24 protein-coding genes are annotated in these 24715 nt (G+C 75.3%); 13 read left to right on the forward strand and 11 right to left on the reverse strand.

What is annotated here, in order from left to right; translation table 11 throughout:
• Positions 1 to 6: 6 nt before the first annotated feature.
• Complete coding sequence (locus tag BX266_RS40705; protein WP_143686837.1) at positions 7 to 2442, forward strand: tetratricopeptide repeat protein; 2436 nt, start codon at positions 7 to 9, stop codon at positions 2440 to 2442.
• A gap of 12 nt (positions 2443 to 2454) precedes the next feature.
• Here the strand turns inward: BX266_RS40705 and BX266_RS01260 are convergent, their stop codons facing one another.
• Positions 2455 to 2676 (reverse strand): acetyl xylan esterase, encoded by a 222-nt coding sequence (locus tag BX266_RS01260; RefSeq protein ID WP_099897079.1) that lies wholly within the window; start codon positions 2674 to 2676, stop codon positions 2455 to 2457.
• Between the two features lie 42 nt (positions 2677 to 2718).
• Complete coding sequence (locus BX266_RS01265) at positions 2719 to 3567, reverse strand: hypothetical protein (RefSeq protein WP_099897080.1); 849 nt, start codon at positions 3565 to 3567, stop codon at positions 2719 to 2721.
• Between the two features lie 568 nt (positions 3568 to 4135).
• Between BX266_RS01265 and BX266_RS01270 the strand changes: the two genes are divergently transcribed.
• Genes BX266_RS01270 through BX266_RS01285 form a run of 4 tightly spaced genes read left to right on the forward strand, consistent with a single transcriptional unit; the run spans position 4136 to position 9477 of the window.
• Positions 4136 to 5218, forward strand: coding sequence for a phytanoyl-CoA dioxygenase family protein (locus tag BX266_RS01270; RefSeq protein ID WP_099897081.1), 1083 nt, complete (start codon positions 4136 to 4138; stop codon positions 5216 to 5218).
• A complete protein-coding gene (locus BX266_RS01275; RefSeq protein ID WP_099897082.1) occupies positions 5200 to 6495 on the forward strand; it encodes a DUF6271 family protein in 1296 nt (431 codons plus the stop codon). Before BX266_RS01270 ends, BX266_RS01275 begins: the two co-directional genes overlap by 19 nt.
• Positions 6496 to 6520: 25 nt before the next feature.
• Positions 6521 to 8215, forward strand: coding sequence for a condensation domain-containing protein (locus BX266_RS01280; RefSeq protein WP_259464477.1), 1695 nt, complete (start codon positions 6521 to 6523; stop codon positions 8213 to 8215).
• Positions 8212 to 9477, forward strand: a complete 1266-nt coding sequence (locus BX266_RS01285) for an MFS transporter (protein WP_099897083.1) — start codon at positions 8212 to 8214, stop codon at positions 9475 to 9477. The genes BX266_RS01280 and BX266_RS01285 overlap by 4 nt, the downstream gene beginning before the upstream one ends.
• 58 nt (positions 9478 to 9535) lie before the next feature.
• Here the strand turns inward: BX266_RS01285 and BX266_RS01290 are convergent, their stop codons facing one another.
• Positions 9536 to 10540, reverse strand: coding sequence for a helix-turn-helix domain-containing protein (locus tag BX266_RS01290; RefSeq protein WP_099897084.1), 1005 nt, complete (start codon positions 10538 to 10540; stop codon positions 9536 to 9538).
• A 52-nt stretch (positions 10541 to 10592) separates the two neighbouring features.
• Here BX266_RS01290 and BX266_RS01295 point away from each other — a divergent pair, with 52 nt between their 5' ends.
• The gene (locus BX266_RS01295) at positions 10593 to 10994 is read left to right on the forward strand and encodes a cupin domain-containing protein (RefSeq protein WP_099897085.1); all 402 of its coding nucleotides are present in this window, start codon (positions 10593 to 10595) and stop codon (positions 10992 to 10994) included.
• Between the two features lie 7 nt (positions 10995 to 11001).
• Here the strand turns inward: BX266_RS01295 and BX266_RS01300 are convergent, their stop codons facing one another.
• The 5 genes from BX266_RS01300 to BX266_RS01320 all read right to left on the reverse strand — a co-directional run bounded on the left by BX266_RS01300 (position 11002) and on the right by BX266_RS01320 (position 15960).
• The gene (locus BX266_RS01300) at positions 11002 to 11976 is read right to left on the reverse strand and encodes an LLM class flavin-dependent oxidoreductase (RefSeq protein ID WP_099897086.1); all 975 of its coding nucleotides are present in this window, start codon (positions 11974 to 11976) and stop codon (positions 11002 to 11004) included.
• A 129-nt stretch (positions 11977 to 12105) separates the two neighbouring features.
• Entirely contained in the window at positions 12106 to 13305 is a 1200-nt protein-coding gene (locus BX266_RS01305; protein WP_099897087.1) for an MFS transporter, read from the reverse strand.
• A gap of 174 nt (positions 13306 to 13479) precedes the next feature.
• Positions 13480 to 14529, reverse strand: coding sequence for a hypothetical protein (locus BX266_RS01310; RefSeq protein ID WP_099897088.1), 1050 nt, complete (start codon positions 14527 to 14529; stop codon positions 13480 to 13482).
• A 39-nt stretch (positions 14530 to 14568) separates the two neighbouring features.
• A complete protein-coding gene (locus BX266_RS01315) occupies positions 14569 to 15255 on the reverse strand; it encodes a helix-turn-helix domain-containing protein (protein WP_099897089.1) in 687 nt (228 codons plus the stop codon).
• Between the two features lie 9 nt (positions 15256 to 15264).
• The gene (locus BX266_RS01320) at positions 15265 to 15960 is read right to left on the reverse strand and encodes an alpha/beta hydrolase family protein (RefSeq protein WP_099897090.1); all 696 of its coding nucleotides are present in this window, start codon (positions 15958 to 15960) and stop codon (positions 15265 to 15267) included.
• A gap of 107 nt (positions 15961 to 16067) precedes the next feature.
• Between BX266_RS01320 and BX266_RS01325 the strand changes: the two genes are divergently transcribed.
• Both BX266_RS01325 and BX266_RS40710 read left to right on the forward strand, forming a co-directional pair.
• Positions 16068 to 16505 (forward strand): organic hydroperoxide resistance protein, encoded by a 438-nt coding sequence (locus BX266_RS01325; RefSeq protein ID WP_099897091.1) that lies wholly within the window; start codon positions 16068 to 16070, stop codon positions 16503 to 16505.
• Between the two features lie 77 nt (positions 16506 to 16582).
• Positions 16583 to 18211: a multicopper oxidase family protein gene (locus BX266_RS40710; protein ID WP_099897092.1), complete on the forward strand. Its 1629-nt coding sequence runs from the start codon at positions 16583 to 16585 to the stop codon at positions 18209 to 18211.
• A 256-nt stretch (positions 18212 to 18467) separates the two neighbouring features.
• Here BX266_RS40710 and BX266_RS01335 read toward each other — a convergent pair whose 3' ends face one another.
• Entirely contained in the window at positions 18468 to 19091 is a 624-nt protein-coding gene (locus tag BX266_RS01335) for a dihydrofolate reductase family protein (RefSeq protein ID WP_099897093.1), read from the reverse strand.
• A gap of 613 nt (positions 19092 to 19704) precedes the next feature.
• Here BX266_RS01335 and BX266_RS38295 point away from each other — a divergent pair.
• A complete protein-coding gene (locus BX266_RS38295; protein ID WP_180290337.1) occupies positions 19705 to 19845 on the forward strand; it encodes a hypothetical protein in 141 nt (46 codons plus the stop codon).
• A 61-nt stretch (positions 19846 to 19906) separates the two neighbouring features.
• On the opposite strand, the gene BX266_RS01340 is transcribed toward BX266_RS38295, so the two are convergent.
• On the reverse strand, positions 19907 to 22153 hold the full coding sequence (locus BX266_RS01340; RefSeq protein WP_143686838.1) for an FUSC family protein: 2247 nt from the start codon (positions 22151 to 22153) through the stop codon (positions 19907 to 19909).
• A gap of 296 nt (positions 22154 to 22449) precedes the next feature.
• On the opposite strand from BX266_RS01340, the gene BX266_RS01345 reads away from it, so the two are divergent.
• The gene (locus BX266_RS01345; RefSeq protein WP_399168806.1) at positions 22450 to 22734 is read left to right on the forward strand and encodes an acylphosphatase; all 285 of its coding nucleotides are present in this window, start codon (positions 22450 to 22452) and stop codon (positions 22732 to 22734) included.
• A gap of 192 nt (positions 22735 to 22926) precedes the next feature.
• Here BX266_RS01345 and BX266_RS01350 read toward each other — a convergent pair whose 3' ends face one another.
• A complete protein-coding gene (locus BX266_RS01350) occupies positions 22927 to 23313 on the reverse strand; it encodes a VOC family protein (RefSeq protein WP_099897095.1) in 387 nt (128 codons plus the stop codon).
• Between the two features lie 99 nt (positions 23314 to 23412).
• Between BX266_RS01350 and BX266_RS01355 the strand changes: the two genes are divergently transcribed.
• The 3 genes from BX266_RS01355 to BX266_RS01365 are packed head-to-tail and all read left to right on the forward strand — an operon-like array spanning position 23413 to position 24703.
• Complete coding sequence (locus BX266_RS01355) at positions 23413 to 23904, forward strand: DUF2975 domain-containing protein (protein WP_099897096.1); 492 nt, start codon at positions 23413 to 23415, stop codon at positions 23902 to 23904.
• Positions 23904 to 24164 carry a helix-turn-helix transcriptional regulator gene (locus BX266_RS01360; protein ID WP_099897097.1) on the forward strand — a complete coding sequence of 87 codons (261 nt, stop codon included), beginning with the start codon at positions 23904 to 23906 and terminating at the stop codon, positions 24162 to 24164. The genes BX266_RS01355 and BX266_RS01360 overlap by 1 nt, the downstream gene beginning before the upstream one ends.
• Positions 24165 to 24205: 41 nt before the next feature.
• The gene (locus BX266_RS01365; RefSeq protein WP_099897098.1) at positions 24206 to 24703 is read left to right on the forward strand and encodes an isochorismatase family protein; all 498 of its coding nucleotides are present in this window, start codon (positions 24206 to 24208) and stop codon (positions 24701 to 24703) included.
• Positions 24704 to 24715 lie beyond the last annotated feature (12 nt).

The following is a 24715-nucleotide window of genomic DNA, read 5'->3' on the forward strand; positions in this document are numbered from 1 at the left end:
GGGCCGGTGACGTTCGGCGAGCGGTTGCGGCGGCTGCGGGAGGAGCGCGAGGTCTCGCTGGCGGAGCTCGCCCGGGCGACCCACTACAGCAAGAGCTATCTGAGCCGGGTCGAGACGGGGGGCCGGCACGGCACGGAGGCGCTGGCGGCGGCGTGCGCCCGCGCCCTGGGCGTGGAGGTCGAACTGCTGGGCCCGGTGGGCACCCCGGCGACCCCGGCCCGAGTGCCCGCCCCGCACCGGCCGCCGCCACAGGCAACACCCGAGGCACCGCCCCAGGCGTCGCCCCAGGCACCGCCCCGGGCACCGCTCCGGGTGCCGGCGCAGCTGCCGCCCGCGCCGGGCGTGTTCGCGGGCCGCGGGACGGCCCTGGCGGAGCTGGATTCGGCGTTGGCGGCGTCCCGGGCCCGCTGGGGCGAGGGTGGGCCGCGGGTGTGGGTGGTGGACGGGATGGGCGGGATCGGGAAGACCGCGCTGGCGGTGCACTGGGCGCACCGGGCGAGGTCGTGCTTCCCGGACGGGGTGCTGTTCAGTGATCTGGCGGGGCACGGCAGTTCGGGGGCGCCGCGGGAGCCGGGCGAGGTCCTGGACGGGTTCCTGCGGGCGTTGGGCGCGGACGCCGAGCTGATTCCGCCGCAGTTGGCGGAGCGCAGCGCGCTGTTGCGGACGATGCTGGCGGAGCGCCGGGTGCTGCTGGTGCTGGACAATGCGGCGGCGCCGGCCCAGGTGCGTCCGCTGCTGCCGGGGGCGCCGGGCTGCCTGGTGCTGGTGACCAGCCGGACCAGGATGGCGGGTCTGGTGGCGCGGGACGGGGCGCGCCGGGTGACGTTGGCGCCGCTGGAGCCGGAGCAGGCGGTGGAGTTGCTGCGCCGGACGGTGGGCGCGGAGCGGGTGGACGCGGATCCGGCGGCGGCCCGCGAGCTGGTGCTGCGGTGCGGCCGGTTGCCGCTGGCGCTGCTGGTGGCGGCGGAGCGGGCGGTGTCCCGGCCGGGTCTGACGCTGGCCCGGGTGAACGAGGAGTTGCGGTCGGACCGGGACCGGCTGCGGGTGCTGGCGGCGGCGGACGACGGCGATTCGGCGCTGCGGGTGGTGTTCTCCTGGTCGTACCGGGCGCTGGACCCGGAGCCGGCCCGGGCGTTCCGGCTGCTGGCGCTGCATCCGGGTGCGGCGTTGACGCCGGAGACCGCGGCGGCGCTGCTGGGTACCACGCCGGGCAACGCCTGGGAGTTGCTGAACCTGCTCGCGGACGTGCACCTGCTGGAGGTGGAGGCGCCGGAGCGGTTCCGGTTCCATTCGCTGCTGCAGGTGTACGGCCGGGAGTTGACGGAGACCCAGGACGCGCCGCGGGACCGGATCGCCGCGCTGGACCGGTTGTACGACTGGTACCGGCAGGCGGCGGACGCGGCGGGCCGGCTGCTGGAGCCGGGCGGCCGGACGGTGGTCGCCGCGCCGCTGCCGGGGGTGCGCCCGCCGGTGTTCGAGTCGTACGAGGACGCGGTGGCGTGGTGCGAGGCGCATCTGGCGGACCTGCTGGCGCTGATCCGGTACGCGGCGTCGGCGGGTCGTCCGCCGGCGGCCTGGCAGCTGCCGTTCGCGCTGTGGTCGTTCTTCCACCGCAGCCATCACCGGGCGGAGTGGCTGAACGCGGCGCGGATCGCGGTCGCGGCGGCGGCGGACAGCGCGGATCCGCGGGCGCTGACGGTGTCCCTGGTGCTGCTGGGCACGGCGCAGGTGCACGCGGGGCGGCCGGTGGAGGCGGAGATCCACCTGCGGCGGGCGCTGGAGCGCTGTGCGGGTGGTGCGGCGGACGCGGCGGGCGAGTGCGCGGCGCGCAACCACCTGGCGGAGCTGATGCTGCGTCAGGGGCGGGCGACGGAGGCGCTGGAGCTGCTGGATCCGGCGTTGGCGCTGTCCCGGGCGACCGGTTACCGCTGGGTCGAGCGGGTGACGCTGACCAATCTGGGCGAGGCGGCGCTGCGGCTGGGGCGGTTGGCGGAGGCGGAGCGGCTGCTGTTCGAGGCGTTGGCGCTGCGTTCGGGCGGCGGCGACCGGCGGACCGAGGGCCTGGCGCTGCTGCACCTGGGCACGGTGCACCGGGCGTTGGGGCGGCTGCCGCAGGCGGTGGGCTGTCTGCGGCGGGCGCTGGAGCTGCACCGGTTGGCGGGCAACCGGTGGGCGCAGGGGCGGACGCTGGAGCAGCTGGGTCACACCTTCGCGGCCCTGGGCCGGTCCGCCGAGGCCGCGCCGCTGTGGCGGGAGGCGCTCGACGTGATGGCGGAGACGGGCGATCCGCGGGCCGCCGCGCTGGCGGGGCAGGTGGGGCCGCCGGGCCTGCCGCGGCCCGCGGAGGCGGCGGCCCCGTCCGCGGCTCCGGTGCTGGGCCCGGTGATCGCCCGTCTTCCGCGCCCGACCGCGCCGGAGCCGGGCCGGGTCTGGCGGTGGTGATCCGCCGGCGGGTCAGGTCAGGAAGCGTTCGCCGACCCGGTTGAGGGTGCGGAAGTCGTCGATGGTGACGTCCTGCAGGTCGATGTTGTCGCCGGTGAGGTCCTCCAGCAGGTCGATGAACTCCAGGAAGTCCATCGAGTCGATCAGGCGGGCCTCGATCAGGTCCTCGTCGGGGCCGATCGGGCCGTCCAGGTCGGGGTTCTTCTCGTGCAGCCAGGCGGTGATGCGTTCCATGCGGGTGGTGTGCTCCTTGTCGGGTGTCGGGGTGACGGCGGGTCAGGACCGGGCGGCGTCGAGGCGGACCAGGGCGGTCTCGGCGCTGCCGTGGGCGAGGATCATGGCGTGCACCCAGCGCTCCAGGCCGAAGGCGACGCAGGCGCTGTGGGCGGAGCCGTGCTCGCCGGCGGTGATGCCGAGGCGTTCGCCGAAGAAGTTGCGGTGCCGGTTGACCGAGGCGATCGCGGTGCCGTCGGGGGCGCTGAACTCGTGCTTGACGGGGTCGAGCCGCATCAGCTTGGCGCGTGAGCCGCCCTTGTCGTAGAAGGGGTCGTCGGCGGCGGCGCGGGTGAGTTCGAGGCCGAGCAGTTCGGCGGTCGCGGTGATGTACGCGGCGCCGCGCTCCAGGTGGTCGGCGGCGCCCTGGGTGGTGCCCAGGTAGAGGACTTCGCGCATGTGGAAGCCCCAGAGGCGGCGCAGCCCGTCGTAGTGGGTCTCGTTGCGGAAGCAGCGGCCGGCGGCGGACAGCCGCAGTCCCGCGCCGACGTCCTGGCCCTCCAGTGAGAGCAGCAGGCCGTAGCAGGTGGCGGAGGGCAGCAGGTGCCCGGTGGGCTCCAGCGGCCGGTCGCCGGGGGTGTCGCCGGCGGCGAGTCCGGCGTGGGTGTCGGCGGTGAAGCGGCCGGCGGAGACGCCCAGGTGCGGGAAGTTGCGGAAGTAGTCGAGCTTGGCGAGGCCCTCGACGGTCAGCAGCGGCGGCCCGAGGACTTCGGGGGCGGCCAGCTGGGCGGCCAGTCCGGTGAGGAGGTCGTCGAGGCCGCGCAGCAGCGCGGTGCGCACGGGGTCGAGGGTGACCAGGCCGGGTCCGGGGTCGGCGAGGCGGAGGCCGGGCGCGGCGATGACGTTGCTCATGGCAGGGATTCCCTCTCGGGGCGGGCGGGCGGTCGGGGCGCGGCGCGGTGCGCGGACGGACGCGGAAGGGGTCTCGTCGCGCGGGGGCCGCGGAGAAGGTGCGGACGGCGGGAGGTGCGGGGCCGTCGTCGGGCGGCGCGGCGCAGCGGGGCGGCGCGGACCGACGCTCCGTCAGGGACCGGAGCCGATGGGGACATTAGGTCAGTCTCGCTGCAATTGTCTAGACCAACCTGCAACCGCACCGAGCTTGACGCGTCACCATCGCGGGTTACCGATCAGGAACTTGACAAGAGTTGTGGTCTGGACCAATGCTGACGATCGGAGCGACCGCGGCGCACTCTGCGCGCCGCCCTTCCCCGTCGCCCGCGTCACGTTCGGCCCCGGCACTGTTCGGCTCCGTCTCCGTCCGGCCCCGCTGCGGGAGCCGCCGAAGCGACCGGCCGCTCTCCGACCCGGGGCGCACCCCCGTCCTTCCGCCGTACCCCCGTCCGCGGGCCCGCCGTGGCGCCCGTGCCCTCGCGGGGTCCGGCCGTCCGCCTCCCGCGTTCCCCTCAGGAGGAGCTGTTCCATGAGGTCCGCACCATCCCGCCGCGCCCATCTGTTCCGGGCCGCGAGCGAGCGCCCGTACTTCAGCAACGACGGCGAGTCCTACCTCGCCCAGCACACCCTGCGCGAGCTCACCAAGTCCCGTCCGCTGCGCGTGCTGTCCGAGCAGGACTTCGCGCACTGGCAGACCTACGGCTACGTGATCGTCCGCGAGGCGGTGCCGGCCGAGCACGCCCGCCGGATGCTCGACTTCGCGTGGGAGTTCCAGGGTCTGGACCCGCAGGACCCGGCCAGTTGGTTCGCCGACCGGCCGTTCCGCTCCGACCTGGACCAGCAGCTGCACATCTACGGCTTCGTCGAGGCGTACCACCACCAGCTGCTCTGGGACAGCCGGCAGCACCAGCGGGTCTACGACGCCTTCGTGGACGTCTGGGACTGCGAGGAGCTCTGGGTCACCCTGGACCGGCTCAACCTGAACCCGCCGAACCGCGGCAACCGCGACCGGGCGCTGATCGACCCCACCGACCGGGGCTTCGACATCGAGCTGCACTGGGACATCGACACCACGCTCGGCGTGCCGCCGCAGCGGGTGCAGGGCATCATCGCGCTCAACGACACCTCGCCGGAGACCGGCGGCTTCCAGTGCAACCCGGAGCTGTTCCGGCAGTTCGAGGCGTGGAAGCTGACCCAGCCGGCCGACCGCGACCCGATCCGGCCCGACCTCGACCGTGCCGAACTCCCGGTCGTCCGGCCGGAGTTGCATCCGGGCGACCTGCTGATCTGGAACGGCCTGCTGGCGCACGGCGTCGCCCGCAACCTGTCCGAGCAGGGCGTGCGCGCCGTCCAGTACCTGTCGATGATGCCCGCCCTGGAGGAGCACGAGCGGCTGCGCAAGTCCCGCGTCGACTCCTGGCGCCACCTGCGCACCCCGCGCTGGAACCGCACCCTGGTCGGCGACCCGGTCCTGCACGAGTCGAAGCGCTACCCGACCGCGCAGCTGACCGAGCTCGGCAGCCGGCTGCTCGGCCTGAGCTCCTGGCACGAGCCGGCCCCCGAGGCCGCTGCTGCCGCCACCGGGGTGACCGAGTGCGCCGCGTCGGCCTGACCCTGCCCACCAACCGCCCCTGCTCCCCCGCACTGCGCGCGCTGCTCGACGAAGCCGCCTACGGCGCACGGGAGTTCGGTGTGGAGGTGGCTGTCCTGGTGCTGGACTCCGCGCCCGCCGCGGTGCGCGCCGAGCACGCCGCGGCGCTCGCGGCGCACCCGGCCGCCCCGGGCGTGACGGTCCATCACCTCGACGAGGACGCCCAGCGCGCCTTCCTCGCCCGGGCCCTGGCCCGGGCGGGGCTGCCCGACCCCGCCCGGCTGCTCGACCTGCTGCTGCCGGACGCCGTGTCCTACGGCGCCTGCACCGACCGGGCGTTCCTGCTCGCGGAGGCGCTGGGCTGCGCCTCGGTGCACCGGCGGGACTCCGACAGCCGCTACCAACTCCTGGACGGGCTACCGGTGTTCCCGCTGCATCAGGAACTCGCCGCGCTCGGTCTGCCGGCCGGACAGGTGGCGGGGCGGATCGGCGGCCGGCTGAAGCGGCTCGGCCCGGGCGCGGCGGAGCTCCCCGTGTCGCTGGTCGGCGCCTCCTTCATCGGCGAACTCTCGGTGGACCTCGCCGAGATCCTCGAACTCGACCCGGCGGTGCACGGCGAACTCGTCGGACTGACGCTGCCGCCGTCGGTGCCGCCGCCCTGGCGCGAGCAGGCCGTCAAGGTGGCGTTCCGCGGCGCGGGCAGCACGCCGTTCACCGCCGACCGCCCGGTGCTCGGCCAGGTCGCCCCGAGCCGGATCGACATGTGCAACGTGGCGTTGGACCGCGAGGTGTACTCCCGGGTCCCGCTGCCGCCGGCCGCGGAGACCATCGGCACCGACTACTTCCTGCTGCACGTCCTGCACCACGCGGCGCTGCCCGGGGTGCTGCACAACCGGCACATCGTCAACTTCCACACCGGGGAGCGCCGCACCGGCTCCGGCCGCACCGCGTACCACCTGCGGCTGTCGAGATTCCTGCTGCTGGCCGGGTGCCTCGACGGGATCTACACCGCCCTGGCCGGGTCCGAACTGCTCGACCCGGACGGGCGGCTGCGCCCGCAGGCCGTGGCCGCGGCCGTCCGCCGGGCCCCCGACCCCGACCCGGAGCGGCTGACCACCGTCGAACGGGCCTACCGCCGGCTGGGCCCGGACTGGGCGCCGGTCGCCGACACCCTCGCCGCGCGGCGGGCGGAGTTCCTGGCCGCCGCCCGCACCGATCTCGACGAGTTCGCGGCCTTGATCGACGCCTGGCCCGCCCTGAGCGCCGCCGCCCGCGACACCGCGCTGCCCGGCCGGTGAGCCGCCCTACCGAAAGCGAACTCCCTTGTCTCCCTCCACCTCCCGTACCCTCGCCGTCCGCTGGGCGGGCGGCGAGCCGCGCCGGGGGCCGCTGACGCTCGGCCAGGCCAACATGATCCGCTGCATCCTCCGGGACGGCGCCGCCGACGTGGACATCCACGACGTCTGGCCCGTCCCCGCCGGCGCGAGCGTCGAGGCCGTGCTCGCCGCGCTGCGCGACCTGACCCTGCGCCACGAGGCGCTGCGCACCGTCTTCCCGCACCCGGAGCACGCCCAGCCCGAGCAGCAAGTGGTCCGCACCGAGGGCGAGTTCACCGTCACCGTCGTCGACTTCGAGCAGCTCCCGGACGACCCGGCCGGGCACGCCGACGCGCTGGCCCGCGAGGCCCGGCGGGCGCCCTTCGACCTCGGCCGCGACCACCCGCTGCGCTGCGTCCTGCTCACCGAGCGCGGCGCGCCCGCCTTCCTCGCCCTGGTCGCCGGCCACGCCGCGGCGGACGGCAGCGCCCTCGCCGTGCTCCGCGAGGAGTGGACCGCTCTCCTCCTGGGAAGCGAACTCCTCCCCCTGGACGGCACGCTGACGCCCCTCCAGTTGGCGGCGGAGGAGGCCGCGCCGGCGGGGGTGCGCAAGGCCGAGTCCTCGCTGCGGTACTGGGAGAAGGTGCTGCGGACCGGCCCGCAGGCGATGTTCGCCGAGCCGCGCGCCCGGACCGCCGGCGGCAGCGCCGCCCAGCTCACCCTGCGTTCGGCGCGCGGCGGCAAGGCGCTGGCCCGCGCCTGCGCCCGGCTGGGCGTGCCCGCGTCCACGGTGCTGCTGACCGCCTGGTGCGCGCTGGTCGCGCACCGCGCCGGACAGGACACCTACGTCGGCGCGGCGCCGACCGCCAACCGCTACAAGGCGCAGCTGACCCGCACCGTCACCCCGCTCTCGCAGGACGCGCTGCTCCGGCTCGACGTGACCGCGCCGGGTTTCGACGCGCTGCTCGGCTCGGCCTGGACGGCCGCGCTGAACGCCTACCGGCACAGCCGCTTCGACCCGCTGCGGCTGTGGGAGATGATCGACGCCACCACCGTGCAACGCGGCAGCCGGTTCGGCCGCGACGTGGTCTACAACGACGTGTCGGGCCTGGCGGGCGCGCTGCGGCCGGCCGCGGCGACCGCGGACGCCGAGCCCGAGCTGGAGCTCACCCGGGGCGGCGAACAGGCGCTGCCGACCGCCCTGTTGGCCTTCGTGTACCGCACCGAGCCGCTGCTGCACCTGGCGCTCTGGGCCGATCCGCAGCTGTTCGACGAGGCGGAGGCCGCCGGGTTCCTGACCGGCCTGGTCCGGCTGTTGGAGGCCGCGGCCGACGGCGACGTTCCGCTCGCCGACCTGACCGCCGTGACCGGCGTCGCCGGGCCCGAGCGGGGCGGCGACTGGCAGCTGGTCGACGGCTGCTGGGTCTCGCCCGCCGCCGTCGCCGCGGCGCTCTCCGACGCCCTGGACGGCCGCCCGGTCCACGTCACCGCCGACCTGACGGCGTACCTCGCCGACGGGACCACACCGGAGCGGGCGCACGCCGCGCTGATGCGGCTCATCCCCTCGCGGCCGGGCGTGCTCGCCCCGCGCCGCTACCTGATCGTGCCGGACGCCCCGGCCGAACCCGGCCTCTCCCGGGCCTGGTTGCAGCAGCCGACACTCCTGGAAGGAAGCGGCCGCCCGGCGGCCGACCCGACATGACCATTGACGACCACCTGGACGACGACCTGACGGTGCGTCCGCAACCCGAGGCGCTGCCCAGCCCGTGGCGCTCCCACCGCTTCCGCCTGCTGTTCCTGGCCCGCAGCTCCTCCCTGCTCGCGGACGGCATGCTGATGGTGTCGCTGACCGCCGCCGTCCTGAAGACCGGCTACGGGGAGAGCGGCGTCGGCTACGCGCTCGCCGCCTGGATGGCCCCGATCGCCCTGCTGGTGCTGTTCGGCGGCGTGCTGGCCGACCGCTTCAGCCCGCAGGTGATGATGGTCGGCGCGGACGCGGTGCGGATGCTCGCGATGCTGGCGCTGGCCCTGCTGCTCGCCACCACCGACGTGCGGCTCTGGCAGGTCATGGCGCTGATGGCGCTGTCCGGTGCGGCCACCGCGATGTTCCAGCCGGGCCTGGCCGGCCTGGTCCCGCAGGTCGCCGAGGACATCCAGCGCGCCAACGCGCTGCTGCGGATCTCCGAGGCGGTCTGCACCCTGCTCGGCCCCGGCCTGGCCGGCCTGCTGGTCGGCTACTGGGACGTGGCCGGCTCCTTCACCGTCATCGCGGCGGCGTTCGCGCTCAGCGCGCTCGGCCTGCTGCCGCTGCGCCGCCTGGGTACCGTGAAGGACGAGACCGCCGAGCCGATCTGGCGCCGACTGGCCGTCGGCTGGCGGGAGTTCAGCTCCCGGCCGTGGCTGTGGGGCGTGATCGCGGTCTGGTCGGTGTACGGGCTGCTGGTGTTCGGGCCCGCGCTGCCGCTCGGCGCGGTCGCCCTGACCGACCAGCACGGCTCCGCCGGGTACGGCTGGATCGCCTCCGCCGACGGCGCGGGCACCATCGTCGGCGGCCTGCTCGGCATGCGGGTCCGCCCGGTCCGCCCGCTGGTCGCCGGGGCCTGCGCGATGCTGTTCTTCTCCCTCAACCCGCTGGCGCCCGCCCTGCACTGGCCGTTCGCCCTGACCGCCGCCACCGGCCTGATCGCGGGCTGCGGCTTCGCCTTCTGGGGCGTGATGTGGTCGACCAGCGTGCAGACCCACATCCCGCTCGGCGTCCTCAGCCGGGTCTCCGCCTACGACGTGGCGGGTTCCATCATGGTCATCCCCGTCGGCCGCGCCCTCTCCGGCCCGGTGGCCGCCGCGTTCGGCACCGACCACGTCCTGCTGTTCTCCGCCGTCGCGGGCCTGCTGCTCCTCGCCCTGATGATCGCCGTCCCGGCCGTCCGCACCCTCGGCCGGACCCCGGCCCCGGCCTCCGCCTGACCACTGCCGCCCGGAGCCGACGGCCCGTCAGGTCCCGGCTCCGGGCGGGGCGCACCGATCAGGTGGTGCGGGGGTTCGACCCGGGCCCGAACCGCCGCCGGTAGGCCGACGGGGTGACGCCCGTGTCACGGCGCATCAGCGCGCGCAGGTTGGTCGCGGTGCCCAGCCCGCTCGACCGGGCGACCACCTCGAAGCGTGACTCGCCGCGCTCGATCAGCCGGCAGGCCAGGGCGAGCCGCTCCCCGGTGAGCCAGGTCAGCGGGGTCGTTCCCAGCTGGGCCCGGAAGCGCCGGTGCAGCGTCGCCGGACTGACCGCCGCCCGCGCCGCGAGGTCCGCGACCGTGAGGGGCGAGTCGAGCCGTTCCTGCGCCCAGGCCAGGAGCGGCGCCAGCGACTCGTCGGGGAGCCGGGGCACGGGACGTTCGACGAACTGCCGCTGGCCGCCGTCGCGGTGCGCCGCGAAGACCAGTCGCCGGCTGACGGAGTTGGCGACCTCGGCCCCGTGGTCGCGGCGGACCACGTGCAGGCCGAGGTCGAGTGCGGCGGCGCTTCCCGCGGCGGTGAGGATGTCGCCGTCGTCCACGAACAGCACGTCCGGTTCGAGGCGGACGGCGGGGAAGCGGGAGCGGAAGGCGTCCGCCCACTGCCAGTGGGCGGTGGCCCGGCGCCCGTCGAGGACGCCGGCCTCGGCCAGGGTGAAGGCGCCGCTGCAGAACCCGATCAGGCGCGTGCCGCGCGCGTGCGCCCGCCGGACTGCCTCCAGCACCGCGGGCCGGCGGGGAACCTCGACGTCCGGGCGGTTGGGGACGATCAAGGTGTCCGCCGTGTCGGCCGCCTCCAGGCCGGCGACCCCCGTGAGGGTGAAGAACCCGTCCCGCATCTCGATGGCGGGTTCGGCGGAGCAGAGCCGGAAGTCGTAGAGCTCGCGGCCGACTTCCGGGCGGCGCAGGCCGAAGATCTCGGTGGCGCAGCCGAGTTCGAAGGGGTTCGAGTTCTCGTCCACGATCACGACCACCCGGTGCGGGCCGGCCGGCCGAGCCCGGTGCGAGGATTCTTTCGTCATGTGCGATTCCTAGCACTCACCCCGGCCGGACGGGGTGGCCGAGGATCGGGTCATGAGCAATCAGCCGATCTCCCTGCCCGAGGCACTGGCCTCCTTCGACGCACTGTGGAGTCCGCGCATCGTCACGGGGGTCAACGACTACGACGTCCGGATCGCCAAGGTCGAGGGCGAACACGTCTGGCACGCCCACGACGACACCGACGAGTTCTTCCTGGTCCTCGACGGGGAGCTGCACATCTCCTTGCGCGAACCGGGCGGCGAGCGCACGGTCGTGCTGCCGCGGGGGGCGGTCTTCGCCGTTCCCGCAGGCACGGAGCACAAGCCGTCCGCGCCGCGGCGAACCGCGATCCTGATGTTCGAGCCGACCGGGACGCCGACCGTCGGCGACCGCCACGAGGAGGTCCCCGCCCACGTGGACGCGACGACCGGGCACCTCCTCGCCACGGAGGTGTGAGCCGCCCTCAGGTACCGGCTCCGGGCAGGGCGAGGGCCAGTGCGTCCAGCGCGAGCAGCGGGTCGGGTCCGACGGGGGCCAGGACCACGCTGGTCGCGCCGGCCGCGTGGCGGTCGGCGATCGCCGCGCGGGCCTCGGCGGGGGTGCCGGTGACGCTGAGCGCGCGGACCCAGTCGGCGGGCATGGTGCGGGCGAACTCGGCGCCGTCGGCGCTGGCCGCCCGGTGCGCGCGGAACTCCTCGGCGAACGGCAGCGGTTCGAGGTGCGCGGCCCAGTCGGGTTCGCCGATCGCGGACAGGCCGGGCCGGACGCGGTCGACGGCCGCGGCCCCGTCCTGGTCGACGGCGGCCACGTCGTAGACCACCACCTCCATGCCCTCCCGCCCCAGGTGCTTGATCGAGGCGGCGATGTAGCCGGGCGCGGCGGGTTCGGCCAGCAGCAGTCCGTCCGCCACCTCCCCGGCGACGGCCTGCGACTTGGGGCCGCGCACGCCGAGCACCACCGGCGGCGCCTGCTCCGGAAGCTCCGTCAGCACCAGGCCCGCGCACCGCACGTACCGCCCGTCGGCCGGTCCGGCCTCGCCGCGCAGCAGGGCGCGCAGCGCGGTGGCGTACTCGCGGATCAGGGTGACCGGGCTGGCGGGCCAGGCGCCGGCCGCGCGCATCCACTGCGGCATCCCGTGGCCGACGCCGGCGATCACCCGGCCGGGGTGCAGCTGGGCCAGGGTGGCGAGTTCCATCGCGGCGAAGGCGACGTTGCGCGCCCCGGCGGGCAGGATGCCGATGCCGACGGTGATCCGGCCGGTGGCGGCGAGCACCGTCGCGGCCTGCGCGATGCCGCCGCGCCAGCCGAGGTCCTCCACCACCCACAGCTCGTCGAAGCCGGAGTCCTCGGCCCGCCGGGCGTAGCGGAGGAGGTCGCGCACCGGCAGGTCGCGCGGCAGCAGGACGCCGACCCGGCCGCGGGCGTGGTGGGTGGTCATCGCTGGTTCCTCCGTGGTGCGCGGCGCGGCTCCCGGACGGAACCCCTCCGCCGGATCATAAGATCATCAAGCAGCGAGTGGAACAGCCCGCCGGTCGGAACGCCGCCCGTCAGAGGCCCCGACGCCCCGTCAGAGCGCCGCCACCGGCTCCTCCGCCGCCGCCGCGTGGTCGGCGACCGCGACGGGCGCCCGCCGGTCGACGGCCCAGGAGGCGACGGCGATCAGGAAGCCGAGCAGCGACAGCCCGGCCCCGACCAACGTCGGCGAGGTCCAGCCGAGGCCCGCGGTCAGCGCGACGCCGCCGAGCCACGCGCCCAGCGCGTTGGACAGGTTGAACGCGCCCTGCACGGTCGCGGAGGCCAGCGTGGGGGCCCGGCGGGCCTTCTGGATCACCAGGGTCTGCACGGTCGGGACGATCGCGAAGCCCGCCATGCCGATCAGCACCACGGTGACGGCGGCCGACCAGCGGGCGTGCGCGGTGACCGCGAACAGCGCCAACGACCCGGCCATCGCCAGGAAGGCGGCGCAGATCGACGGGCGCAGCGCCCGGTCGGCCGCGTAGCCGCCGATCACGTTGCCGATGGTCATGCCGACGCCGAACAGGGCCAGGATCAGCGTGACGGAGCTGTCGGCGAACCCGGCGACCTCGGTGAGCGTCGGGGTGATGTAGCTGTAGCAGGCGAACAGTCCGGCGCAGCCGAAGACCACGGTGCCGAGGGCCAGCCAGAGCTGCCCGCTGCGGAAGGTCGCGAGTTCGCTGCGCAGCCCGGCCCCGGGGCGGCTGGGCAGGTGCGGGACGAGCCGGGCGATGGCGGCGACGCCGAGCAGTCCGACGGCGACCACCACCAGCATCGCGGCCCGCCAGCCGAGGCGCTGGCCGAGCAGGGTCGCGGCGGGGACGCCGACGATGTTGGCCACCGTCAGTCCGGAGAACATCACCGACACGGCGCGGGCCCGCAGGTGCGGCGCGGCGAGTTCGGCGGCGGCGACCGCTCCGGCGCCGAAGAACGCGCCGTGCGGCAGTCCGGTGATCAGCCGGGCCACCGCCAGGAAGGCGAAGTCGGGTGCGACGGCGCACAGCAGGTTGCCGACCGTGAACAGCCCGGCCAGCCCGACCAGGACGGCCTTGCGCGGCAGCTTGGCGGCGGCCGCGGTGAGCAGCGGCGCCCCGAGCACCACGCCGAGCGCGTACAGCGTGATCAGCCAGCCGGCCTGCGGGATGCTCGCCCCGAGGCCGTCCGCGATCTGCGGCAGCAGCCCCATCGCGGCGAACTCGGTGGTGCCGATGGCGAACGCGGTGACGGCGAGGGCGACGAGCGCCAGGGGCATGGGGTGGCTCCATGGGACGAGCGGACTCCGGCGGGGCACCGACGCCGATGTCAACGTTGTCAGTGCCGCCCGAGTCTACCCGTCCCCCACCCCTCCTCCGCAGGGCCGTTCACATGGCGAGCGCCCGACGCCCGGGTGTCCCCCGGGTGCCGGGCGCTCCGCACCGACCTGCGGTCAGGCCGCGCTGCCCACCGTGGTCCGGGCGAACCAGGCCGCGGTCTCCTCGGCGGGCAGGACCCGGAGCAGGTCGGCGCGGCCCGGGAGCAGCGGGAAGAACCGGTCGGCGTTCCAGCCGCGGCCGTACGCCGGGGTGTCCAGGACCAGCAGGCGGCGGCCGTCGACCACGGGGATGTCGTCGGGCAGTCCCTCGTTCCAGATCGGCCCGCCGTCCGGGGCGAGCAGGTCGAACGACCCGAAGGCGGTCACGTCGGAGCGGCCCCGGGCCGGCGCCGGGTCGGTGGCCAGCCGGACGCTGGCCGCCGACGGGGCGTCACCCGGCAGGTGGCCGCCGCCGATCAGCACGTGGGCGAGCAGGGTGTGCAGTTGGAAGTTGTCGCCGATGCCGCCGATCCGCACCTCGTAGCCGGTGCCGGTCGGGCGGTGCAGCACCACCAGGGGTTCCTCGTCGAGCACGGCGAGCGCGTACACCAGGCACTTCAGGTCGTGGCGCCCCAGTGCCTCCAGTTCGCGGGCGAGCGGCAGCAGCGCCGCGCCGAACTCCTGCCGCACCTGCCCGCTCCGGCACAGCACCGCGAGCGCGGGCGCCTGCCACTCCTCGATCCCGCACCACGCGAGGGCGAGCCGCAGCGCCTCGTACTCGTCCCCGCCCAGCCGGGCCACCAGCCCCTCGACGGCCTCGACGTCCGCCGCCGGCAGTTCCGCGTCCGGCCACCGGCGGGCGAAGTCCAGCGCGGCCCGCACCTCCTCCTGAACGGTCGTCAGGATCGGCTCCGCACACACCGCCGGATCGGCGCCCTGCTCCACGCAGAACCCGGCCGCCGTCGCCAGCACCGATCGCGGCCCGACCGGCGGGAACCCCGGCAGCAGCGCCGCCAGCCGCGGCCCGGCGTCGAGGTGCTCCGCACCGGTGGCCGCCTGCAGCGCACCGCCCAGGATCGCGCCGAACGCCCGCTCGGTGCGCTCCGAGTCCCGGGCGGCAACGCCCTGCTCGAGTGCGGTCAGATGCTCACTGAGGCCCACGGCCTTCTTCTTCCGGAAGATCACCGGCGCACCCTAGAAGATCCGCGGGCAACCGATCAACCGTCAGCTCACGCCGACGCCCGCGGAGCGGTCTCCGGCGGCGGGCAGCCGGAACAGGCCCGGCAGGGCGTGCAGGGCGTCGGCGTCGCCGGTGGCGGTCGCGGTGCCGTCCTCGACGGCCCGGGCCAGGGTCAGTTGCCGGGCGGTGAGGCGGCGGAAGGCGTCCGGTTCGAGGGTCAGGGTGGCGTCCGGGTGCTGGGCCGGGCCGTGCAGTGCTTCGATCGTCCCGCGGTCGATCCGTACGTGGAACACCTCGTCGCCGACCCGGAACTCGTAGGTGGCGCGCAGCCCGGCGGCGGCCTGCGGGTCGAAGCAGGCCCGCAGGCCGAGCACTGCCCAGCCGGGGTGGAAGGTCTCGGTCTCGCGCGGTTCGTCCATCGCCCACTTGAGGCCCCAGCGGGCCAGCGCCAGGACGGCGGGGCCGAGTTCCTCGCCCGCCTCGGTCAGCGCGTACGCGGGGGTGCGGGCGGGCGGGGGCAGGGTGATCCGGCGGGCGAGGCCCTCGGCCTCCAGGTGCTTCAGCCGGGCGGCGAGCAGGCCGCTGCCGAGGCCGCGCAGGCTGGCCTGGAGGTCGCCGTACCGCTTCGGGCCGGTCAGCAGTTCGCGGATCAGCAGGAGCGTCCACCGCTCGCCGACCAGGTCGAGGGTGCGCGCGGTGGCGCAGTACTGGTTGTACGTTCGCTGTTCCACTTCGGCATTCTAGAGCTCGCGCTTCCCGTTCCTGAAGGATGCGGCGTCGAGCAGCAGCCGGGCCAGGGCCTCGGGGTGAGTGAGCATCACGTCGTGCGGCCCGTCCAGCGCGCGGGTCCGGTACCCGAGGGACCGGCCGAAGCCCTCGAACGGGTAGCTCGCGGGCCGGCAGTGCACGGCGGTGCCCGGGATCCGGTCGACCTCGCCGGTCAGCCGGGTGGTCTCGGCGAAGGTCCGCAGCGGCTGCGGCCGCAGGCGGGCGGCCAGCCCCGCCGCGTCGGCGGGGTCGGTGATCCCGAACGCGGCGGGCGGCGGCGCCGGGACGTGCCGGCCGTCGCCGGCCGCCCGGGCCGCCGCGCCGATCGCTTCCACGAAGGACGCGGGGGCCAGGGTGAACATGCCGGCGCCGTCGGGCCCGGCCCAGCCGTCGACCAGCACCAGGTGCTCGACGGCGTCCGCTCGCGCGTCGGCCGCCTCCCGCACCACCAGCCCCGCGTAGCTGTGCCCGACCAGGACCACCCGGTCACCGGCGGCGGCCCCGACCACCGCCGCCACCTCCGCCGCGTGGTCGTGCAAGCCCCGGTCCGCTCCGCCGGAGAGGTCGGGCGCCAGCGTGCGGGCCCCGGCGGCCTGCAGCAGCGGGGTCACCCGGCCCCAGGCCCAGGCCCCGTGCCAGGCGCCGTGAACGAGAACGAACGTGGTCATCTCCGTAGCTCCCCTCTCGGTCAGAGGTTCCAAACCATAAGCCATTGACTTCCTGTTTTTGAAGTGCCAGATTCCTTCTCAGGAAGTCGATCTGACGAGGAGTCACCATGACCGCAGCGCTGTACACGGCCCGGGCACACGTCACCGGAGGCAGGAACGGCCGCGGCCGGACGGCGGACGGCCGGCTCGACCTGGAACTGCGCCCGCCCGAGGAGCTGGGCGGCGACGGCGGAGGGACCAACCCCGAGCAGCTGTTCGCCATCGGCTACGCCGCCTGCTTCGGCGCCACCCTCGCCCTGGTGGGGCGGCGCGCCGCGCTCGAGGCCGACGACGCCAGGGTCGACTCCTCGGTCTCGCTCGTCCCCGCCGACGGCGGCCGCTTCCGGCTCGCCGTCGAGCTGCAGGTGTCACTGCCCTCGGTGACCGACGAACAGGCCGCCGGGCTGGCCAGGACCGCCCACCAGGTCTGCCCCTACTCCAACGCCACCCGCGACAACGTCGACGTCACCCTGCTGGTCAACGGCGCCCGGCTCCGACCCTCCTGACGGACGGTCGGAGCAGCCCGGCAGCGGGCGGTGCGCCGTCGCCGCGCCTGCGCGCTTCTGTCCTAGATTGCCCAGCTGTGGGAGAACAGGATGGGATCGGCCGCCGCCTGCTGCTCAAGGCCGTCGCCGGCCTTGCGGCGGCGCCCGCCGGGCTGCGGACGGCACGGAGCGCGGCGGCCGCGGAGCCGCCGGGCTTCCCGCAGCCGGCGGTCACGGCCGCCCGGCCGCTGACCGGCGTGCTGCCCGGTGGCCTTCCCGGCGCGCCGCCCCGGGTGGTGGAGCAGACCCTGGACGTCCGGTTCACCGAGGTCGCCGTGCCTGGGCACGGGGTGATCACCACCCGCACCTACAACGGCACGATCCCGGGACCGACCCTGCGGGTGCGGGCCGGCGACACCTTGCGGCTGACGCACGTCAACGGCCTGCCGCCGAACGAACCGCACCGCGGCGGCCACAACACGCCGCACCACGCCAACAGCTTCAACCTGCACACCCACGGGATGCACGTCTCCCCGTCCGGGCACGCCGACAACGTGCTGCGCGAGTTCGCGCCGCGCACCTCCGAGCAGGTCGCCGCCGGCGCCCCGGAACCGCGCTACACGACGACCGTCCGCATTCCGGCCGACCACCCCGCCGGCACCTACTGGTACCACCCGCACCTGCACGGGGCGACCGCCGAGCAGATCCTCGGCGGCATGGCCGGGGTGATCGTCGTCGAGGGCGACGTCGACGAACTCCCGCAGCTGCGGGCCGCCGCGGACCTCGTCGTCTGCATCAACGAGCTCAAGCTCAAGGACGGCAAGGTCCCGCCGTTCACCTCCGGCGGCTGGGTGACCGGCATCCCGTCCGTCTTCACCGTCAACGGCGCGGTCAACCCGACGCTCCCGCTGCGCCCCGGCGAGGTGGCCCGGCTGCGTCTGGTCGCCGCCACCGGCCTCACCGCGCTCGGCCTCCGGATCACCGGGGAGCACGGCGACCTGACCATGCACCAGATCGCCCAGGACGGCGTCACCTTCGCCCGCCCCGTCGCACCGGACGTGCTGGAGCTCGCCATGGGCAACCGCGCCGACGTCCTGATCCGCGGCGGCGCACCCGGCAGTTACCAGCTGCGGGCCCGTGGCGTGCCGGGGCCGCTGATGACCGTCGAGGTCGCCGGACCGCCCGTCGAACCCCCGATGGAGCTACCGACCGCGCTGCCGCCCGGGAAGCCCTTCCTCGACGAGAACGACATCACCGACCCCTCCGCCGACCGGGAGGTGGTCTTCCACGCCGACCCCCGCGTCTTCCCCGAGCCCTTCCCCAACGCCTTCCGCATCCTGGGCAGCCACCCCACCCCCGCCGCCGACCCGGCCGGCGACCCCGCCCACGACCCCGCGTACGGCCTCTTCGACCCCGGCTTCACCAACCACACCCTGCGCCTGGGCACCGTGGAACGCTGGACGGTCCGCACCGACGAGACCATGCCGGCCTTCAACCACCCCTTCCACCTGCACACCAACCAGTTCCTCCTCACCCACCGCAACGGCACCCGCCTCCACCCGCCCGTCTGGCACGACACCATCGGCCTGCCCGGCGGCACCCCCGGAGACTCCGTCACCTTCCTGGTCAAGTACGAGGACTTCACCGGCCACACCATCGCCCACTGCCACCAGCTCCACCACGAAGACCTCGGCATGATGCAGACCGTCCACTACACCGCCCCCTGACCCCACCCCACCCCGGTCCGCCCGACGGCGGCATGCCCGGCTTCGAGCGGGAACTGCGCCGCGAGCTCTCCCCCGGACACCCGCGGGTTCGCAACCCCGAACAGGACGTCGTCGCATCCTTCGCACCGGGCCGCAGCGGTGAACTCCGCTTCGTGCACGGCCGCGCGGAACGTGCGCCCTGGCCGATGACCACGCCCCTGGCGAGCCCGGCCCACCCACCCGGCCGGGCGGCCGGGGGGGCGGGACTGACCGGGTGTCAGTTGCCTTCGTTGAGCTTGCTCATGTCGCCGGTGCCGGGGATCCCGTCGGCCAGGCCGTAGCGCAGGAAGACGGTGCCCTTGGGGCTGGAGCGCGGCGGCGCGAGCAGCGTGACGTTGGTGGGGACGGCGCCGCCGTCGAAGACCTTCTTCCCGACGCCGAGCACGATCGGGTGCACCAGCAGGTCCAGCCGGTCGAACAGCTTCTCGCGCAGCAGCGTCTGCACCAGGTCGAGGCTTCCGACCACCTTCACGTGCTCGTGCCGCTCCCGGATCTCCCGCACCGCCGCGGGCAGGTCCGGCCCGAGCTGCGTGGACCCCGCCCAGGTCAGGTCGGGCTTGCCGCGCGAGGCCACGTACTTCGGGATGCGGTTGAACAGCTCCGCGAACGGGCTGTCCCCGGCCGTCGGCCAGTAGCCGGCGAAGATGTCGTACGTCCGCCGCCCGAGCAGCAGTGCGTCCGTCCCCTCGTACGCGTCGTCGATCTGCGCCCCGGCGACCTCGTCCAGCAGCGGCACCTGCCAGCCCCCGAACGGGAACCCCTCCGGGTCCTCGTCCGGCCCCCCGGGCGCCTGCCCGACGAGGTCGAGGGTGGTGAACAACTCGATGTGGATGAGGCCCATGGCGTGCTCCCGATGAGTGGCTTGTCCTGTCGGGAACGTAGACGACCCGGCCCGCGCAGACTCATCGCTCCGCCGCCAGTCGGCGAAAGTCCGCCCGCCCGGGCTCCCCGAGGACTCGTCCCTCCGGTCGCCCGTCGACTTCCCCGACGGTGCTGACGTCGGACGATCGCTACCCGGGCCTCGGGCCCGTGGGTCTTCGGCCGCCCCGACCGTTCGGCGTCCCGCAAACCGTCCGGGCCCCGTACGGCGAACGCCCGCACCACTTGCGCACCGTGTTCACGCTGACCTCCGGTTCTCTGGCGATCGCGCGGATCGGCGAGTCCGGCCGCCGCCGTGAGGACGATCCGGGCCCGCAGCACCGCCCGCATCTCGGACTTCACCGAGGCCACCGTCCGCACCAGCCGCTCGCGGCCCCGCGAACCGATCGCCACCGCCACCGCTGTCCCCGCCCGTCGCCCACCTGCCCACCTGCCCACCTGCCACGGCCAACGCTCATGGCGGGTCACTGCGGCACCCGGCAGGATGAGGCCCGTGCCGAAGAACCCCCGGAATCGATGCAGCACCACCTGCGCCGGCGTCTGAACCGCCACGCGCGCACGTGCTGGCCGGGCAGGTGGACGCCATCACGGTCCGCTTCCGCGCAGGGTTCGCCTACCTGGCAGCCGAGTTGTCCGGCGTGAGGAGCCTGCCGCTGTGCCGACTGCGTTTCACCGGCGTGCTGTACACCTGGGACTTCGCCCGATCCTTCGCCTGAGACATCCCACGGGTCCGGATCAGCTTTCCGGTGCCCCTCCACGACCGTCCGCGGAGGGGCACTAGCCTGCGGCCGCCAGGGCGCGGATCCGGCGGACCTCGGCGAGTACGTCGTCCAACTCCGGTGGCAGCGCGGCGTCCGGGGTCTCGCCGCGGTCGGGGGCGGGGCCGGGGCGGTCGAGGGCGTCGGCGGCGTCGGCGAGGGTGCAGGTGAGGGTGCGGGCGGCCGGGCCGGTGGGGGCGGGGGCGCCGTGGTCGCGTTCGACGGCGTACGCGGTGGCGGCGTCGGCCAGCCGTTCGGCGTGCACGGTCAGCCGCAGCCAGTCGGGGCCGGACGGTCCGCCGGGCCTGAGCTCCGCGGCGGCGGTCTCGGCGGCGGCGCGCGCCTGGGCGAGCGTGCGGTAGGCGGTGCGGCGCAGTTCGGCCCGGCGGACGGCCGCGCTCGCGGCGGTGTCCTGACGTTCGGTCAGCACGTGGTCCAGGTACCGCTGGGTGTGCCGCAGGGCGTGCGCGGCACGCTGCCCGACCCGGGCGCGGGTGTCGGCGAGGCCCGGCAGGTGTCCGACCAGCAGCACCAGCAGGCAGGCCAGTGCGGTGTCGGTGAGCCGCCCGGGCGCGGCCCCGTGGTCGCCGCCGACGGTGACGAACGCCAGCACGGTGACGGTGATGACGGCGGTCTGCGCGGCGAAGTGCCGCTGCGCGACGGGTATCAGCGCCCCCGCCACGGCGACCGCGCCGACCGGCCACCACGGCTCGGGCAGCAGCGGCGCCGAGACGGCGACCAGCACCACTCCCGCGACCGTGCCCGCGAACCGGTTGACGACCCGTGAGAACAGCGGCCCGTAGTCCGGTTTCACCAGGAACGCCGCGGTGACCGGCAGCCAGTACCAGTGCCCGGTCCGCAGTACCAGCGCCAGCGCGGCACTCGCCGCCACGCAGACCGCCACCCGCATCCCGTAGGCCCGTCCGGCCCGCCCCCACGGCCGTACCCCGGGCACCGCTCCCCCGCCACCCCGTCCGGCCGGACCGTCCGCGCCCGCCGCGTCGCCGGCAGCCGTTCGCCCGCCCGAGCCGCGCAGGGGGTCCCGAGGTCCGCGACCGCCCTGGCCCGCCCCCGCCCCCGACGCCCCCGGATCCGCCGAACCCTGCCGCCCCGCCCGAACCTCCGCGCCCTCCGCGTCGGCCGAAGCCGTTCGCCGGCCCGAGGCGCGCAGGGCCTCCTGGCGCGCCCGGGCCTGCACGCCCTCGGCGTTCGGCGACGCCGTTCGGCCGCCCGAACCTCGCCGGGTACCGTGTGCTCCCCCGCCCTCCCGATACCCGTCCCGCCGCTGCTCCCGGCCCGCGTTGCCCAGCACCCACCCCGCGACCGTCCGGCGCAGGCGCACGGCGGCGCCCGTTCCCGCGGGCCGAACCTCCGCCGGTGTGCCGAAGGCGAGTGCGGCGTGCAGGACGGCCAGGTCGAAGGCCGCGGTCGCGGGGGTCTCGGCGACGGGGACGGGCAGCGGTCCGGGGAGCCGGTCGGCGCGGACGGCGTCGGCCAGGCGGCGCGGGCCGGTGGCGAGCCGGGCGGGCAGCGGGCGCCCGTCGTGCAGCAGGGCGACGCCCGCCTCGCACAGGGCGGACGCCGCGGCCAGGCGGATCCGCAGCAGGTCGGGCCGCTGGGCGTCGGTCGGCGGCCGCCCGGGACGCAGTGCTTCGCCGGCCCGGTCGAGGGCGGCGGTGAGTTGCCGCCGGGCGGCTTCGGCGCGGTCGGTGCCGGCGGCGTCCAGGGCGGCGGCGAGGGCGTCGAACACGGCGGCGACGGCGTGGCGTTCGGCGTGCCGGGGGCGGGGGTGGGTGGTGAGCTGACGCAGCACCAGGAGCCAGCCGGCGCCGGCCAGGTAGCAGGCGGCCTTGGCCCAGCCGGGCAGCGGGACGGGCATGCCGCAGCCGAGGACGGTCAGCACCATCAGCTGCACGGCGGTGGCGGAGGCGACCGGCCCGGCGACGCTGATCGCACCGCACACCAGCCCGACCGCGGCCAGCAGCGGCACCGCCCACCATCCGACGGCGACGCCGATCAGCAGGCCGAGCGCACCGCCGAGGGCCGGGCCGGCCTGCTGCACCACGCCGCTGCGCCGGCCGCCGGGCCGGTCGTTGACGCCGGCGAACATCGCCCCGAGCCCGGCCAGCACCCCTTCGGCGGGCCGGCCGAGCGACACCGCCACGCCGAGCGGCACCGCCATCCCGGCCGCCCCGCGCACCGTCGCCGCCCACGGCACCGGCCCGCGCTGCCACCGCAGCGGATGCGTCAGCCAGTCAGGTCCCACCGCTCCGTACCGCCCGCCCTGTCTGTTCGTGACGACCCCTTCCACCGGCCGGTTCTTCCTCCCGCACCCTAGGGGGTCGTCTTGTCGACTCCGCTGCCGCCGCGTTACGCCCGGGTGAAACCGCGCGCGGCGCAATCACTTGCCGCGTCGGCCAGTAGCCCGGCCCGGGCCGGCCGGCCCCCGGACGGTCGTTTTCGCGCGCGGCTGACGTCCCGTCAGCTGTGCGTGGCGGCGCGGGCTTCCCCGGTCCGGGGGGTCGCTGCGGTATACCTGCTGGCAGGCGGCGGTGCGAGCGGGTGAGGTGGGTGCAGGTGATCCGGCGGCGGGTGCTGGTGTCGGGGACGGTGCAGGGGGTGTTCTTCCGGGACTCCTGCCGGCGGGCCGCCCAGGCGGTGGGGGTGGCCGGGTGGGTGCGCAACCTGCCGGACGGGCGGGTCGAGGCGGTGTTCGAGGGGGATCCGCCGGAGGTGGAGCGGATGGTCGCCTGGATGGGCCACGGGCCGTCCCGCGCGGTGGTGGAGCGGGTCGAGGTGGCGGAGGAGCCGTTGGAGGGTCTGCTGGTGTTCGCCGTCACCGACTGACGGCGGGCCCGTGCGCGGCGGTGACGCCCCCGGAGGCTCCCGCCCGGTCCTGGACGGGGTGCCGGCGTCCGGTCAACTCGGGCGCGGTGTCCGCCAGTTGCTGAGCAACGGCCGTGCCGGGCGCCCGACCGGGGGCGGTGCGCGGCCGAGCCGGTCGCGGAGCCGGCTCGCCCGGTTCGGCCGGACCGGCGGTCAGGCCCCGGCGACGGCGGCCCGGTCGGACTCGCTGCGCAGCACGCAGAACTCGTTGCCCTCGGGATCCGCCAGCACGGCCCACCCGGTGCCGTCCGGGTTGCGGCGGTCCGCGACCAGGCTCGCGCCGAACCCGAGCAGCCGGGCGACCTCCTCGTCCCGGGTGCCCTCGGGCCGCAGGCACAGGTGGACCCGGTTCTTCACCGTCTTGGGCTCCGGCACCTGGTTGAAGTACAGGACCAGCCCGTCCGCCAGCACCACCTGGGTCTCGTGCGCCCCGGGCCGGTCCTCGGGGTCCTGCGGACGCCCCGTCACCCGCGCCCAGAAGCCCGCCAGTTCGTACGCGTCCGCACAGTCGATCGCCACGTTCTGCACCACAGAGACCATGCCGCGAGTCTTCCCCATCCCTGCGGGCGAATCGAGCACCCTTGCCCGACCTATCGAAATTCGATAGGTTTCCATCGTTGCTCGATGCAAGGATGGGTCATGGGAAAGCTGACAGTGCGCGCGCTGCGCGCCGTGCTCGTGGTGGTGCTCACCGGCACCGTGTTCGTCCAGGCCCTGATGGCCTACGTGCTGGTCGGCGGGAGCGATCCGGAGGACGGGACGATGCCGCTGACCGCGATGCGGGTGATCACGGTCCTGGGCCTCGGGACGGCCCAGGTCGCCCTGGTCTGCGTCTGGCGGCTGGTGACGATGGTGCGGCGCGGGACGGTGTTCTCGCACGCCGCCTTCCGCTACGTGAACGGCATCATCGGCGCGATCGTCGCGGCCGCGCTCCTCTGGTTCGCGGTCACGGCCGTGAACGCGCCCGGCCAGCGGGACGACCCGGGCGTCACCCTCGTCATGGGCGGCATCGGCGTGGCCGTTCTCGGGGTCGCGCTCATCGTGCTTCTGCTGCGGATGCTGCTCAGCCAGGCGGTCGCCCGCGACGTCGAGGCGGCGCAGCTGCGGGCCGAGCTGGACGAGGTGATCTGATGCCGATCGCCGTCGACATCGACGTGATGCTGGCCCGGCGGAAGATGTCCGTGGGCGAGCTCGCGGACCGGGTGGGCATCACGCCCGCCAACCTGGCGGTGCTCAAGAACGGCCGCGCCAAGGCGGTGCGCTTCGCCACCCTCGCCGCGCTCTGCGAGGTCCTCGACTGCCAGCCGGGAGACCTGCTGCGCTGGGAGCCCGAGGACGGCGCGCAGGAGCGGCGGGCGGCTCCCGAGCGCGTGGCGGGCGTCGAAGGGTGACCGGGCGTCCCGGCGCGCCGACCGGTCGTACGATCGTCGCCATGGCCTCCGCACTGATCCTCGTCGACCTGATGCCGCGCATCGTCGCCCTTCCCCTCGCCCCGCACTCCGGTGACGAAGTGCTGGCGCGCTGCCGGGAGTTGGCAGCGGCGTTCCGGGCGGACGGCCGGCCGGTGGTGCTGGTCCGGGTGGAGCGCCCGAACGTCGCCGAGCAGCCGCCGGGCAGCGGGTTCGCGGACGGCCTGGTGCAGGCCGGCGACATCGTGGTGGTCAAGCGCACCGTCGGCGCCTTCCACGCCACCGACCTGGACGAGCAGTTGCGCGGCGTCGGCGCGGACACCCTGGTGCTCGCCGGGCTGGTCACCACGATGGGCGTGGAGTCCACCGCGCGGGCCGCGGCGGACCACGGCTACCGGGTCGAGTTCGTGGCCGACGCGATGTCCGGACTCGCCGCCGACGAGCACGAGTTCGCCGTGGCGCGGACCTTCCCGCGTTTCGGCGAGGTGCGGACGACCGCCGACTACCTCCGCCCGGCGTAGCGCTCGCGGGGC

The sequence above is a fragment of the Streptomyces sp. TLI_171 genome, assembly GCF_003610255.1.
Taxonomy (GTDB): domain Bacteria; phylum Actinomycetota; class Actinomycetes; order Streptomycetales; family Streptomycetaceae; genus Kitasatospora.

Excerpts from the sequence above, each read along its gene's own strand:
- BX266_RS01360 (WP_099897097.1), top strand. The coding sequence starts at position 23,904 with ATGCCGATCGCCGTCGACATCGACGTGATGCTGGCCCGGCGGAAGATG.
- BX266_RS01270 (WP_099897081.1), top strand. The coding sequence starts at position 4,136 with ATGAGGTCCGCACCATCCCGCCGCGCCCATCTGTTCCGGGCCGCGAGC.
- BX266_RS01305 (WP_099897087.1), bottom strand. The coding sequence starts at position 13,305 with ATGCCCCTGGCGCTCGTCGCCCTCGCCGTCACCGCGTTCGCCATCGGC.
- BX266_RS01260 (WP_099897079.1), bottom strand. The coding sequence starts at position 2,676 with ATGGAACGCATCACCGCCTGGCTGCACGAGAAGAACCCCGACCTGGAC.
- BX266_RS01335 (WP_099897093.1), bottom strand. The coding sequence starts at position 19,091 with ATGGGCCTCATCCACATCGAGTTGTTCACCACCCTCGACCTCGTCGGG.
- BX266_RS01285 (WP_099897083.1), top strand. The coding sequence starts at position 8,212 with ATGACCATTGACGACCACCTGGACGACGACCTGACGGTGCGTCCGCAA.
- BX266_RS01355 (WP_099897096.1), top strand. The coding sequence starts at position 23,413 with ATGGGAAAGCTGACAGTGCGCGCGCTGCGCGCCGTGCTCGTGGTGGTG.
- BX266_RS01365 (WP_099897098.1), top strand. The coding sequence starts at position 24,206 with ATGGCCTCCGCACTGATCCTCGTCGACCTGATGCCGCGCATCGTCGCC.
- BX266_RS01265 (WP_099897080.1), bottom strand. The coding sequence starts at position 3,567 with ATGAGCAACGTCATCGCCGCGCCCGGCCTCCGCCTCGCCGACCCCGGA.
- BX266_RS01325 (WP_099897091.1), top strand. The coding sequence starts at position 16,068 with ATGACCGCAGCGCTGTACACGGCCCGGGCACACGTCACCGGAGGCAGG.
- BX266_RS01300 (WP_099897086.1), bottom strand. The coding sequence starts at position 11,976 with ATGACCACCCACCACGCCCGCGGCCGGGTCGGCGTCCTGCTGCCGCGC.
- BX266_RS01320 (WP_099897090.1), bottom strand. The coding sequence starts at position 15,960 with ATGACCACGTTCGTTCTCGTTCACGGCGCCTGGCACGGGGCCTGGGCC.
- BX266_RS01295 (WP_099897085.1), top strand. The coding sequence starts at position 10,593 with ATGAGCAATCAGCCGATCTCCCTGCCCGAGGCACTGGCCTCCTTCGAC.
- BX266_RS01290 (WP_099897084.1), bottom strand. The coding sequence starts at position 10,540 with ATGACGAAAGAATCCTCGCACCGGGCTCGGCCGGCCGGCCCGCACCGG.
- BX266_RS01350 (WP_099897095.1), bottom strand. The coding sequence starts at position 23,313 with ATGGTCTCTGTGGTGCAGAACGTGGCGATCGACTGTGCGGACGCGTAC.